This is a genomic window from Acerihabitans arboris, assembly GCF_010131535.1.
Lineage (GTDB): Bacteria > Pseudomonadota > Gammaproteobacteria > Enterobacterales > Enterobacteriaceae > Acerihabitans > Acerihabitans arboris.
On sequence record NZ_WUBS01000018.1, the window covers coordinates 53670 to 66588 of the forward strand.

Sequence of the window (12919 nt, forward strand, 5' to 3'; positions counted from 1 at the left end):
CAGGTAAATCGTTTACCGACGCAAGCAGTATAGATAGCGCAGCCGGGAGCTGGAAGGACCGGCCGGCATAAAAAAGCGGGAAAAACCGATAAAAACGGGCCTGACGCGGTATGCCGGAAAGGGGGACAGCCGGTTAAGCGCGGGTGGTGGCCCCGGCGGGATTAGTTATCGTGGCGATCGCCGATATTCATGATTTGCCCGGCGGGTTCAGACATTTTACCCTGATGATGATCCCAGGCGCCGAGGGTGGCGAAGATCAGCCGGGCGAATAAAAAAATAAAGCTGATAAATAAGATCCAGCGGGTCATTCGCACCGAGGTTTGTCGTCTACGCATAGAATAGGCCAACTTCACTAAAGGGGGTCCTTTTGGGGTGACGGTATTATCGCTCATCATTATAACCGAAGTTGATGAGCGGTTTTATGATCTCTGGACATTTTTTATACATACTCGCGTTTTATCCATAGCCACGTTTTATATCCGCGCCAGCCGCCTGACGCGGATGGTCGTAACGGTGTTAATTCAGCGCCTCGGCTTCTTCCGTAATCTCGAGTTTCCAGCCGGGAATTTCCGACCAGTATTCCTGCTCGCGTTCCAGATCCAGCTGTACCAGGTTGTTCTGGGCGAAAAAACCGGCCGGGAACACCAGCGTCCAATGATTCTCACGGGTCAGCAGCCGCAGCTGCGTCGGCGACGTGGCCTGGCGCTGGTTATTGAGCAATACCGCCAGCCGCAGTACCTGCAGGCAGGGCAGGAAATGCTTTTTCTTGAACAGATTCAGCCGCGGCATATCGTCGAGCTTAATGCCCTTGCGGTGAAAACGCACCAGGGTCGCCAGCAATAGCTGCTGTTCCTGGTTGAAGCCGGGCATATTGGTTTGCTGCAGGATATAGGCGGAGTGGCGCTGCAGGCCGCTATGATTGATGCCCAGGCCCACCTCATGCAGCTGCGCGGCCCAGGTCAACAGGGCTTCCAGTTGCGGGTTCTGCAAATCCTCGTTTTGCCGGTACCACTGCCGGTACATATCTTCGGTAGTGTCGCACACCCGTTTGGCCTGATCGCTATCGATATTGTAGTGCTCCGCCAGGCTCCTGGCGGTGCGTGAGCGAATATCCTGATGACGGAAACGGCCCTCCATTTCATACAGCACCCCTTCGCGCAGCGCGCAGTCGGAAAGCTGTAATTCGCTGATGGCGAGGGCATCCACCACGCCGCACAGGATGGCCAGGCCGGGCACGAACACGCTTTTGCGTTCATCGGACAGCCCCGGCAGGCTCAGGGAGCTGAAGTTCTTGAACTTCATCACCTTGTCATAGAGCAGTTGCAACCGCTCCGGCGTGATGGTGCCGTCTTTCTCGCCCAGCTCCAGCAACACTTCACAGGCCGCCTTAATGGTGCCCGACGCGCCGAGGGCCACCTGCCAGCCTAGGATACGGTATTGCCAGGCCAGGGTTTCCACTTTCTGCGCCGCCGCGAGGCGCGCGCGCCGGAAATGGGCCGGACTGATGACGCCGTCGGGGAAAAACAGATTGCCGAAGCTGACGCAACCCATCCTGCGGCTTTCCACCAATATCGGTTCAAAATTTTCGCCAATCACCAGCTCGGTGGAGCCGCCGCCGATATCAATCACCAACTTGCGGCCTTTTTCCGACTGGGTATGCTCCACGCCCATAAAAATCAGCCGTGCCTCCTCATGCCCGGAAATAATTTCAATCGGGTAGGGGATCACCTGCGCCGCGCGGGTTAAGAATACTTCGGAATTCACCGCTTCGCGCAGGGCATGGGTGCCGACGATGCAGACCCGCAGCGGGGAAAACCCCTGCAGGCGCTCGGCAAACAGCGCCAGGCAGGCAATCCCGCGCTCTATCGCCTCGTCGCTTAACACATTGCCGGCATCCAGCCCGTCGGCGAGATGCACGCGCTGTTTTAACCGGCTCAGGACCTGCAACGCGCCGTTGACAACCCGGGCGACCACCATATGAAAGCTGTTCGATCCCAGATCGATGGCGGCGAATTCTTCGGGTTTTGGCGTGGTTGAGTTATTTAATGGCATACGTCAGGCCTGATCTCCGGGTTGCTCAAGTCGCTTAATATAATCATAGATGGCGGTCTGCGCACGCACCTTACGACGATTGCCGCGCGGCACATAGCGATTACTCAGTTCAGCATCAATATAACGCGCTTTTACCGTATCGCTGAACAGTAATGCCAGAATGTCCAAGACCTGCTGCTTCAGCCTGGGATCCAGCAGCGCAACCGCCACCTCGATGCGATAGTCGATATTGCGGGTCATCCAGTCGGCGGAGGACAGGAATACCTTCTTGTCGCCGCCGTTTTCAAACACATACACCCGATCGTGCTCCAGATAGCGGTCGACAATGCTGGTCACCTGGATATTTTCGCTGATGCCCGGCAGGTTGGGGATCAACGAGCACATGCTGCGCACCAGGATGCGAATACGCACCCCCACGCCGGAGGCGGCGTACAGCCTGTCGATCAACCCTTGATCCACCAGGTTGTTAATCTTCAGCGTGATGCCGGAGGCCAGGCCGGCCTGGGCATTGGCGATTTCCTGGTCGATCATTTGATACAGCATATGGCGCGAGTTCTGCGGCGATACCATCAGGTAATCGAAACTGACCGGGCGATAGGGATTCTCGATAAAATTAAATACCCGCCGCACTTCGTTGGTAATGCGCGGGTCGGCGGTAATCAACGAATAATCGGTGTACAGCCGGGCGGTTTTTTCATTGAAGTTACCGGTGCCGATATGCGCGTAGCGCATGATATCCTCGCCTTCCATGCGGGAGATCAGGAACAGCTTGGCGTGGATCTTCAGCCCCGGCGCCGAGAAAATCACGTGGACGCCGGCTTCGGTCAGCCGCTTCGCCCAGTGGATATTGGCCTCTTCATCAAAGCGCGCCTGCAGTTCCACCACCACCGTGACCTTTTTACCATTATGGGCCGCATGGATCATGGCATCGATAATGCGCGAGTCTTTCGCCACCCGGTAAATATTGATTTTAATCGACAGCACGCTGGGGTCGAACGACGCCTGGCGCAGCAGTTCCAGTACATGCCCGAAGGTATGGTAGGGATAATATAGCAACACGTCCCGTTCGCGAATGGCGTCAAAGCCGTTGCGAAAGTGCTCAAACCAGGTGTGGCGCAGGCGCGGCAAGGGTTTATTCACCAGATTGGCTTTGCCGACGTTGGGGAAGGTGATGAAGTCCTTGAAATTATGATAACGCCCGCCGGGGATTACCGAGTCATAGGATGAGATGCCAAGCTTATCCTTGAGCATTTCCACCATGCTGTTGGGCATATCCCGCTGGTAGACAAAACGTACCGGTTCGGCGGTCAGGCGCTGCTTGAGGCTTGACGACATCAGTTCCAGCAGGCTGGATTCCATCTCCGTCACCAAATCATACTCGGCGTCGCGGGTCATCTTCATGGAATAGGCGTTCAGGGTATCGTAATCGAAAAACCCGGTAAAAATATCATCAAGGCAATAACGCAGGATGTTATCAAGCAGTATCATCGGCTTGCGCCGGCGCGGCGGCTCGGCGGGCAGATTGATAAAACGCGGCACCTTATCGGCCGGGATTTCCAGCAGGGCGTAATTGGTTTCCTGACCGCGGATAATTTCCACCGCCAGATAGGTATAGTCATCCTTCAGGAATTGCACCAGATTGGTGTCGTGCTGGATCAAGATCGGCGTAATATGCTGGCGCAGCTGCTGCTTGAAATGATAACGCAGCCACTCTTGCTGGTTGGGGGACAATTGCCGCTCATTGATCAGGAAGATCTGATTGCGCGCCATTTCCAGCAGCAAATCGTTATACAAATTATCGAATTCCTGCTCGGTATTGAGCACCTTGGCCTGGATTTTATTCAGCAGATGGCGCGAGGTAACTTTGGAACCCTGCTCCTCGCTGATTAAAATGCGTCGTTTTAATTCGGCAAACCTGACTTTATAGAACTCGTCGAGGTTGTTGGAATAGATGCCTAAAAAACGCATACGCTCAATCAATGGATTGGTCTTGTCCGCCGCTTCCTGCAAAACACGTTCATTAAACGATAGCCAACTCAATTCTTTTTCGCTGTAAAGCTTTTCCTGACCCATTGCCACTCCGTTAATTTGTTCAGGAAAGAGGGATCCTGTATTAAGGGTATTATCGCCCCCACAGGAGCAAAGTCCAACACAACAACCTTCTTAAGATTGTCATCTTAATATCTTACAGGCAACATAGGCTTCCTTAATGGCTCCGAACCTTGGGGTTGTCCCTATATAACAGAGGAATATGACAATAAAACGGCTTTCCAACGCTAAAACCGCCGCCCATCGTCGCTTCAACGACCGCATGACGCGCGCCGTCGTCAGCGGCGGCGGCGCACTGGTGCTGTTGGCGCTGTTGGTCATGTTTTTTTATCTGTTGTACGCGGTATTGCCGCTGTTTCGCGCTCCGACGATTGCGCCGGTAGCGTCGGCGCCGTGGAACAGGGCGCACGGGAATGCGCCGCCTGCCGCCGATTTACCGGTTTTAGGTATCGACGCCGCCCTGTCCGCCGCCTATGTTATCGATGCGCGGGGACAGGGACAGATTATTCCGCGGCAGGGCGACGCGCTGCCCGCCGTAAGCCTTATCGCCGGCTTTTCCGCCCTGGCGGCCGCCAGCGGCGGTCAACCGCTTTATCTGCTCAGCGACAGCCGTGGCGGCGCGCGGCTGGCGCGGCCGGATTTTGCCGCCGGACCCGGCAACCCGGCATCCTGGTCGTTTCCGTTCGGGGAAAGCCTGCTGCCGCTAAGCACCGACGGCCGTCCGCTGCGCCATCCGGCGCTGGCGCAACCGACGGCAAACCAGGTTGTTATGGCGGCGCAGCTGGCATCGGGCCGGGTCCTGGTCGCCCGTTTGGGGCCGGACGGCCTGACGCGCGGTGAACTGGCCCCGGACGGGGGCGGCATCAATCAGGTGCTGCTGTCGCCGGACGGCCGCCTGCTCTACCTGCTGGCCGAAAACCAGCTCAGCATTTACCGGCTTAACGACGACGGCCAAATACAGTTACGTCAGCGCCAGGCGCTGGCCCCGGCCGGCCCGGCGCATATTACCCTGCTGCCCGCGGACGGATCGCTGCTGGTGCGCGACGCCGGGCAGCGGCTCTCATTATGGTTCGATATCGCCGATGACGACGGGCATCATTTGGCTCGTATCCGGGAATTCGCCGCCCAAGCGCCCCCCGACGCGCAGATCCTGGTGTCGGCGCGGCGGCCGGTGTTCGGCCTATTGGCGCCGGACGGCGCGTTTTCACTGTTCAGCGCCCGCCAGGCCGATCCGCTGCTGCGGTCGCGTCTGGCCGCCGGACGGGCGGTATTCAGTCCGCTAGGCGCGGATGCCGGAGCCGGGCGCGGCGCCGGGCCTGACGGAGGGCAGGATGAAGGCATCCTGGGCATCGACGCCCGGGGCTGGCGAGTCTGGCGGCTCGATACCGCCTTTCCCGATATCAGCTGGCGCACGCTGACGCAAAAGGTATGGTATCACCATTACCCCGCGCCGGCCTGGGTCTGGCAGTCAACCTCCGCCGGCGGCCAGGACAGCGGCAAATTCAGCCTGGTGCCGCTGCTGGCCGGCACCCTGAAAGCCGCCGGTTACGCCATGCTGTTCGCGACCCCGCTGGCGCTGGCGGCGGCCATGTATACCGCCTGGTTCATGTCGCCGGCGTTACGGCGTTGGGTCAAGCCCGCCATGGAGATCATGGGGGCGGTGCCGAGCGTGATTATCGGTTTGATCGCGGGTCTTTGGCTGGCGCCTTATTATAGCCGGGCGCTGAGCGGCATTTTACTGCTGCCGCTGTTATTGCCGGCGGTGGTATTGACGCTGGGCTGGGCAATCAGCCGATTGCCCGCGGGCCTGCGCGGCCGGCGCTCTCCCGGATGGGAATGCCTGCTGCTGCTGCCCGCACTGGCGTTGGTGATTTGGCTGGTTTGCCGCCTGTCGCCCTTGATCGACGGGGCGCTGTTCGGCCAGCCCATGTCGGGCTGGCTGGGGGACGACTATAACCCGATGAACGCGCTGGTGATCGGTACCGCCATGGGGTTCGCCCTGGTGCCGGTGATGTTTTCGCTGGCGGAAGATGCGCTGTTCAACGTGCCGGTCCGTTTGATCCAGGGTTCGCTGGCGCTGGGGGCGACGCCCTGGCAGACGCTGCTGGGCGTTATCCTGCCGTCCGCCAGCGCCGGCCTGTTTTCGGCGTTTATCCTCGGTCTCGGGCGCGCCATCGGGGAAACCATGATCGTGTTAATGGCCAGCGGCAACATGCCCCGCGTGGACGGCAGCCTGTTCCAGGGGCTGCGCGCGCTGGCGGCTAATATCGCCATTGAAATACCGGAGGCGGCGGTTAACAGCGGGCACTACCGCATACTGCTGCTGACCGCCCTGGTGCTGTTTGTCTTCACCTTCCTGATTAACACCCTGGCGGAAGCGCTGCGCCTGCGCCTGCGCGCCCATTATCGACGACAGGAAGGGGAGGCGGGATGAGAACCTGGTTTCGCTCCGGCCGGCCCTGGATCTGGCTGACGGCCGGCGCGGTAAGCATCAGCCTGCTGGCCATGCTGGCGCTGGTGGCGCTGCTCGGGCTGCAGGGCATGCGGCTGTTCTGGCCGCAGCCGGTCTATCAGTTTCAACTGACGGCCGCGCCCGGCCAACCGGACGCGCTGCTTGGCGAAATATACGCCGCCGGGCCAAGGTCCCCGCCCCCCGACGCGGCGACGGCCGGCGGCGATGGCGCCGGCCATTATGTTATCCGCACCGGCGGCGCCGATGCCGGCCGGGACTTTTACCGCGTGCCGGCGGCGCGGGTGGTTACCCGTCATCGTCCGCCGGATCTGCTGCTGCTTGAGCGCGGCGGCTATGGTAAGGACTATGGTTTCCTGCAAGGCATGACCGAGGACGGCCAGCCCCTGACCGCCGATGATATGCCGCGGGCGCTGCAGCAGCGGCTGGCGTCAATCGAAACCCAGCGCCGGCTGGCCGCCGGATTGCGTACCCGGCAGCAGGTCGAACTACGCCAGCGCGCCGGCCGGTTAACCGCCCGGCGGCAGCAGTGGCTCAAGGACGGGCAGTGGACGCCGCTCAACCAGGCGCTGTTTGGCACCGAGCAGGGTGAAATCGAGCGTCTGGGCGACAGCCTGCGGCGCCAGCTGGCCGGTATCAACAAAGAGATGGACCGCGATAGCGTGCTGCTGCGGGATGCCCAGGGCGCAACCCGGCTGATACCGCTGCGGGAAATCGAGCGCGCCTGGTATCCCAACGCGATGGGCGCGACGCAAAAAATTCAGCTGTGGGCCGGGCAGATCGGCCGGTTTGTGGCGCGCGACGCCCAGGCGTATCCGGCGCAGGCCGGCGTCTTTCCGGCCATTGTCGGCACGCTGCTGCTGGTAATGCTGATGTCGGTGATGGTCATGCCGCTTGGGGTAATGGCGGCGGTCTACCTGCATGAATATGCCGGGACCGGCTGGCTGACCCGGCTGATCCGTATTTCGGTGGGCAACCTGGCGGGCGTACCCTCGATTGTCTATGGCGTATTCGGCCTGGGCTTTTTTGTCTATGTCCTGGGTGGAACGCTGGATAAACTGTTTTACGCCGATACCCTGCCCAATCCGACCTTCGGCACCCCCGGCTTGTTATGGGCCGCGCTGACGCTGGCCTTGCTGACGCTGCCGGTGGTGATCGTCGCCACCGAGGAAGGCCTGTCGCGCATCCCGCCGTCGCTGCGCCACGGCTCGCTGGCCCTGGGGGCGACCCGGGCGGAGACCCTGTGGCGCGTGGTATTGCCTGGGGCGGCCCCGGCGATGATCACCGGGCTAATCCTGGCGGTGGCGCGGGCGGCGGGCGAGACCGCCCCGCTGATGCTGGTGGGGGTGATTAAATCCGCGCCGCTGCTGCCGGTGGACGGGGTGTTCCCCTATCTGCACGCGGACCGGAAATTTATGCATCTGGGCTTTCAAATCTACGATATGGCATTGCAAAGCCCCGATAGCGATGCGGTGCGTCCGCTGGTGTTCGCCACGGCGTTGCTGCTGGTGGTGATTGTGGTGGGGCTGAATTTGGCGGCCATCGGTCTGCGTCATCGCCTGCGGGAAAAATACCGCGCGCTGGCGCTTTGAAGGAGAGCGATCCATGTCCCTGTTGACTCCCGATATTTTTGCGCAGATGCCGGATGTCCAGCGGTTTACCGCCGAACAAACCGTGCTGGAAACCGAACGCCTCAACGTCGCTTATGGCGGCCGGCCGGTGCTGGAGGATATCAGCCTGCGCATACCCAGGCAGCGTATTACCGCGCTGATAGGGCCGTCCGGCTGCGGCAAGTCGACCCTGCTGCGCTGTTTTAACCGTATGAACGACCTGACCGATGATTGCCGTATCGACGGGGCGGTGCGCCTGTCGGGCCAGGACGTGAACGCATCCGGCCAGGACGTGGTCGCGCTCAGGCGGCGGGTGGGCATGGTGTTCCAGCGTCCCAATCCCTTTCCGAAATCCATCTACGATAACGTGGTGTATGGCCTGCGCCTGCTGGGCATTCGCGACCGGCGGGTGCTGGACGACGCGGCCGAACAGGCGCTGCGCGCGGCGGCGTTATGGCATGAGGTGAAAGATCGCCTGAAGGACAATGCGTTCCGCCTGTCCAACGGCCAGCAGCAGCGGCTGGTGATTGCCAGGGCGATAGCCATCGAGCCGGAGGTGTTGCTGCTGGATGAGCCGACGTCGGCGCTTGATCCCATTACCACGCTGACCATTGAGGAACTGATGATTTCGCTGAAAGCCCATTTCACCCTGGTGCTGGTGACCCACAATATGCAGCAGGCCGCGCGGGTGTCGGACTATACCGCCTTTATCCATCAGGGCCGGCTGGTGGAATATGCCGCCACCGATCGGTTGTTTACCTCGCCCGCGCAGCGCAAGACCGAAGAATATATCACCGGCCGGCTGCGCTGACCCTCAGTCGGCGGCGTAGCCCGCGGGCGGCAAAGGAGCGCCGTCCAGCCAGGCGGCGCCGTCGCGCAGCTCCAGCCGGCCGTCCAGCAGCCAGCTTATCACCAGCGGATAAATATCATGTTCCTGGGTCTTGATCCTGGCGACCAGGTTGGCTTCGTCGTCGCCGGCGAATACCGGTACCTTCGCCTGCAGGACCACCGGGCCGCCGTCCAGCTGTTCCGTGACAAAATGCACCGAGGTGCCGTGCTCCCGATCGCCGTTGGCCAAGGCCTGGCGATGGGTATGCAGGCCCGGATACAACGGCAGCAGGGACGGGTGGATATTCAGCATGCGTCCGGCGTAATGGCCGACGAATTCCGGCGACAGGATACGCATATAACCGGCCAGGATCACCGCGTCCGGCCGATAGCGGTCGATGGCCTGGCATAACGCCCGGTCGAAGGACGCGCGGTCGGCGAAGCCGGCCGGCGGCAGCGCGTGGGCCGGCAGGTCGGCCTGGGCTGCGCGTCTCAGCCCGAACGCGTCGGCCCGGTTGCTGAATACCGCCGCAACCCGCGCCGCTATTCTTCCCTGCCGGCAGGCATCGATAACCGCCTGAAGATTGCTGCCCTCGCCCGAGATCAGCACCACCAGCTTTTTCATTGACGGATAATCACCCGCTCGGTACCGGTCAATGCCTGGATCTCACCCAGTTTCCAGGCGGTCTCGCCGAGGTTGCCGAGCAGCGACAGCGCCTGGTCGGCGCTGTGCGACGGCACCACGACGATCATGCCGACGCCGCAGTTGAAGGTGCGGTACATCTCATGGCTGCTGACGTTGCCGGCCTGCTGCAGCCAGCCGAATACCGCCGGCCACTGCCAACTGCGCTCGTCGATGACCGCCTGGGTGTCGGCCGGCAATACCCGGGGGATATTTTCCCAGAAGCCGCCGCCGGTAAGATGGGCAATGGCATGGATTTCCGTTTGCGCAATCAGCTGCAGCAGCGCCTTGACGTAAATACGGGTCGGCTCCAGCAGGTGATCGGCCAGGGGTTTGCCGGCCAACCGGGTGGTGAGCGGATCGGTCCGGCTGAATTCCAGGATTTTACGCACCAGCGAATAGCCGTTGGAATGCGGGCCGCTTGAGGCCAGGGCGAGCAGCGTATCGCCGGCCCGCACCTTGCTGCCGTCGATGATTTCCGATTTTTCCACCACGCCGACGCAAAAACCGGCCACATCATAATCTTCGCCATGGTACATGCCGGGCATTTCCGCCGTTTCACCGCCGACCAGGGCGCAGCCGGACTGTTTGCAGCCTTCGGCAATCCCGGTGATCACCTGGGCCGCGGTATCCACGTCCAGTTTGCCGGTGGCAAAATAATCGAGGAAAAACAGCGGCTCGGCGCCCTGTACCACCAGATCGTTGACACACATCGCCACCAGGTCGATGCCGATGGTATCGTGACGTTTTAAATCCATCGCCAGACGCAGTTTGGTGCCGACGCCGTCGGTGCCGGAAACCAGGATGGGCTCGCGATATTTCTGCGGCAGCGCGCACAGCGCACCGAAGCCGCCCAGCCCGCCCATCACTTCCGGGCGTTTCGTCTGTTTCACCACGCCTTTGATGCGGTCTACCAATGCATTGCCGGCATCAATATCCACGCCTGCGTCTTTATAGCTGAGAGAGGTTTTATCGGTCACTGCAAGATCCCCACGGAGATGGTATGTTGGCTTGTGTTCTGGCGCTGGCAATTCTAACAGCGTGGGCAATCGTTTGCGAGTGGTGTTGTCAAACGGCCCGGCTTTAGTCGTCTAGACTCTATTTCGATAAACCCTTGATCCGGATCAGCTAATTTCATATGGCGCGTCAAAAAAAAGGGGTTATAATCTCGCGATTTTTTTGCGCGATTAATGCTACTTGGGGAGAATAATGATGAAGATCGTTGAGGTAAAGCACCCGCTTGTTAAACATAAGTTAGGTTTAATGCGCGAAAATGATATCAGCACCAAGCGTTTTCGTGAATTAGCTTCAGAAGTGGGGAGTTTACTGACCTATGTAGCCACCGCCGACCTTGAAACCGAAAAAGTCACCATCGAAGGCTGGTGCGGTCCGGTGGAAATTGAACAGATCAAGGGCAAAAAAATAACCGTGGTGCCTATCCTGCGCGCGGGCCTGGGCATGATGGACGGGGTATTGGAAAACGTGCCCAGCGCGCGTATCAGCGTGGTCGGCATGTACCGCGATGAAACCACCCTTGAGCCGGTGCCCTATTTCCAGAAGCTGGCGTCCAGCATCGATGAACGCATGGCGCTGGTGGTGGACCCGATGCTGGCCACCGGCGGCTCGATGATCGCCACCATTGATTTGCTGAAAAAGGCCGGCTGCAAAAGCATTAAGATCCTGGTACTGGTGGCGGCGCCCGAAGGCATCGCCGCACTGGAAAAGGCCCATCCCGATGTCGAGCTGTACACCGCCGCCATCGATAAGGGGCTCAACGAGCATGGCTATATCATGCCGGGCCTCGGCGATGCGGGCGATAAGCTATTTGGCACCAAGTAAAATCAAGCCGGCCGGCAGGCCGGCTTTTTTTTGATTCATTTTTTAAGGAATATCCACATGACCCGTCGCGCCATTGGTGTTGATGAACGCCCGCCGTTACTGCAAACCATTCCGCTCAGTTTCCAACATTTGTTCGCCATGTTCGGCGCCACCGTGCTGGTGCCGATTTTATTTAAAATCAACCCGGCCACGGTCCTGCTGTTCAACGGTATCGGCACGCTGCTGTACCTGTTTATCTGCAAAGGCAAGATCCCGGCCTACCTCGGGTCCAGCTTCGCCTTTATTTCCCCGGTGCTGTTATTGCTGCCGATGGGCTATGAAGCGGCGCTGGGCGGCTTTATCGCCTGCGGCGCGCTGTTTTGCCTGGTGGCGCTGATTGTGAAGGTCGCCGGCATCGGCTGGATTGACGTGGTGTTCCCGCCCGCCGCCATGGGGGCCATCGTCTCGGTCATCGGGCTGGAGCTGGCCGGGGTCGCGGCCAATATGGCGGGGCTGCTGCCGACGGAGGGCGCGCCGGTGGCCGGTTCCACCATCATCATTTCCCTGGTGACCCTGGGCGTTACCGTGCTGGGATCGGTGCTGTTTCGCGGCTTCCTGGCCATTATCCCGATCCTGATCGGCGTGCTGGCGGGTTATGCGCTGGCCTGCGCGATGGGCGTGGTCGATTTGTCCCCGGTCGCCGCCGCCCATTGGTTTGCGCTGCCGACGTTCTATACCCCGCGCTTCGAGTGGGTCGCCATCCTGACCATCCTGCCGGCGGCGCTGGTGGTGATTGCCGAACATGTCGGCCATCTGGTGGTGACGGCCAATATCGTCAAAAGGGACCTGCTGCGCGACCCCGGCCTGCATCGCTCGCTGTTCGCCAACGGCTTTTCCACCATGCTGTCCGGGTTTTTCGGCTCCACTCCCAACACCACCTACGGCGAGAATATCGGCGTAATGGCCATCACCAAGGTCTACAGTACCTGGGTTATCGGCGGCGCGGCCATCCTGGCCATCCTGCTCTCCTGCGTCGGCAAGCTGGCGGCGGCCATCCAGGCGGTGCCGGTGCCGGTTATGGGCGGCGTTTCCCTGCTGCTGTACGGGGTGATTGCCGCCTCGGGCATCCGGGTGCTGATTGAATCGAAAGTGGATTACAATAAACCGCAAAACCTGATCTTGACCTCGGTTATCCTGATCATCGGCGTCAGCGGCGCGAAAATCCACCTGGGCGCCGCCGAACTGAAGGGCATGGCGCTGGCCACCGTGGTCGGCATCGGCCTGAGCCTGCTGTTCCGGGTCATTACCCTGGTGCGCGGCGAAGAGGTGGTTATCGAACCGATCGAGACCCCGGCCCCTGAACCTGGCGATAAATAGCGACCTGCGCCCGGCGGCGAACCAATACGCCGC

General features: G+C 60.5%; 10 protein-coding genes. 5 read left to right on the plus strand and 5 right to left on the minus strand.

What is annotated here, in order from left to right:
* Positions 1-161: 161 nt before the first annotated feature.
* From GRH90_RS21920 to ppk1, 3 genes are all read right to left on the minus strand, one after another.
* Positions 162-335, minus strand: coding sequence for a YfgG family protein (locus GRH90_RS21920; RefSeq protein WP_218586274.1), 174 nt, complete (start codon positions 333-335; stop codon positions 162-164).
* Between the two features lie 181 nt (positions 336-516).
* Positions 517-2052 carry an exopolyphosphatase gene (gene ppx / locus GRH90_RS21925; RefSeq protein WP_162368105.1) on the minus strand — a complete coding sequence of 512 codons (1536 nt, stop codon included), beginning with the start codon at positions 2050-2052 and terminating at the stop codon, positions 517-519.
* Between the two features lie 3 nt (positions 2053-2055).
* Positions 2056-4125, minus strand: a complete 2070-nt coding sequence (ppk1, locus tag GRH90_RS21930; protein ID WP_162368106.1) for a polyphosphate kinase 1 — start codon at positions 4123-4125, stop codon at positions 2056-2058.
* A 178-nt stretch (positions 4126-4303) separates the two neighbouring features.
* On the opposite strand from ppk1, the gene GRH90_RS21935 reads away from it, so the two are divergent.
* Genes GRH90_RS21935 through pstB form a run of 3 tightly spaced genes read left to right on the plus strand, consistent with a single transcriptional unit; the run spans position 4304 to position 8992 of the window.
* Positions 4304-6535: an ABC transporter permease subunit gene (locus GRH90_RS21935; protein ID WP_162368107.1), complete on the plus strand. Its 2232-nt coding sequence runs from the start codon at positions 4304-4306 to the stop codon at positions 6533-6535.
* Positions 6532-8163: a phosphate ABC transporter permease PstA gene (gene pstA, locus GRH90_RS21940; RefSeq protein ID WP_162368108.1), complete on the plus strand. Its 1632-nt coding sequence runs from the start codon at positions 6532-6534 to the stop codon at positions 8161-8163. The genes GRH90_RS21935 and pstA overlap by 4 nt, the downstream gene beginning before the upstream one ends.
* A 13-nt stretch (positions 8164-8176) precedes the next feature.
* Positions 8177-8992 carry a phosphate ABC transporter ATP-binding protein PstB gene (gene pstB / locus GRH90_RS21945; protein WP_162368109.1) on the plus strand — a complete coding sequence of 272 codons (816 nt, stop codon included), beginning with the start codon at positions 8177-8179 and terminating at the stop codon, positions 8990-8992.
* A gap of 3 nt (positions 8993-8995) precedes the next feature.
* Here pstB and purN read toward each other — a convergent pair whose 3' ends face one another.
* Complete coding sequence (gene purN, locus GRH90_RS21950) at positions 8996-9634, minus strand: phosphoribosylglycinamide formyltransferase (RefSeq protein WP_162368110.1); 639 nt, start codon at positions 9632-9634, stop codon at positions 8996-8998.
* Positions 9631-10671 (minus strand): phosphoribosylformylglycinamidine cyclo-ligase, encoded by a 1041-nt coding sequence (purM, locus tag GRH90_RS21955; RefSeq protein WP_162368111.1) that lies wholly within the window; start codon positions 10669-10671, stop codon positions 9631-9633. The genes purN and purM overlap by 4 nt, the downstream gene beginning before the upstream one ends.
* Before the next feature lie 232 nt (positions 10672-10903).
* Here purM and upp point away from each other — a divergent pair, with 232 nt between their 5' ends.
* Positions 10904-11530, plus strand: coding sequence for a uracil phosphoribosyltransferase (gene upp / locus GRH90_RS21960; protein WP_162368174.1), 627 nt, complete (start codon positions 10904-10906; stop codon positions 11528-11530).
* A 57-nt stretch (positions 11531-11587) separates the two neighbouring features.
* Positions 11588-12886 carry a uracil permease gene (gene uraA / locus GRH90_RS21965; protein ID WP_162368112.1) on the plus strand — a complete coding sequence of 433 codons (1299 nt, stop codon included), beginning with the start codon at positions 11588-11590 and terminating at the stop codon, positions 12884-12886.
* Positions 12887-12919: the final 33 nt, after the last annotated feature.

Coding starts and splice junctions, on each gene's coding strand:
- upp (WP_162368174.1), top strand. CDS start 10,904: ATGAAGATCGTTGAGGTAAAGCACCCGCTTGTTAAACATAAGTTAGGT.
- GRH90_RS21935 (WP_162368107.1), top strand. CDS start 4,304: ATGACAATAAAACGGCTTTCCAACGCTAAAACCGCCGCCCATCGTCGC.
- GRH90_RS21920 (WP_218586274.1), bottom strand. CDS start 335: ATGCGTAGACGACAAACCTCGGTGCGAATGACCCGCTGGATCTTATTT.
- ppk1 (WP_162368106.1), bottom strand. CDS start 4,125: ATGGGTCAGGAAAAGCTTTACAGCGAAAAAGAATTGAGTTGGCTATCG.
- ppx (WP_162368105.1), bottom strand. CDS start 2,052: ATGCCATTAAATAACTCAACCACGCCAAAACCCGAAGAATTCGCCGCC.
- pstA (WP_162368108.1), top strand. CDS start 6,532: ATGAGAACCTGGTTTCGCTCCGGCCGGCCCTGGATCTGGCTGACGGCC.
- uraA (WP_162368112.1), top strand. CDS start 11,588: ATGACCCGTCGCGCCATTGGTGTTGATGAACGCCCGCCGTTACTGCAA.
- purN (WP_162368110.1), bottom strand. CDS start 9,634: ATGAAAAAGCTGGTGGTGCTGATCTCGGGCGAGGGCAGCAATCTTCAG.
- pstB (WP_162368109.1), top strand. CDS start 8,177: ATGTCCCTGTTGACTCCCGATATTTTTGCGCAGATGCCGGATGTCCAG.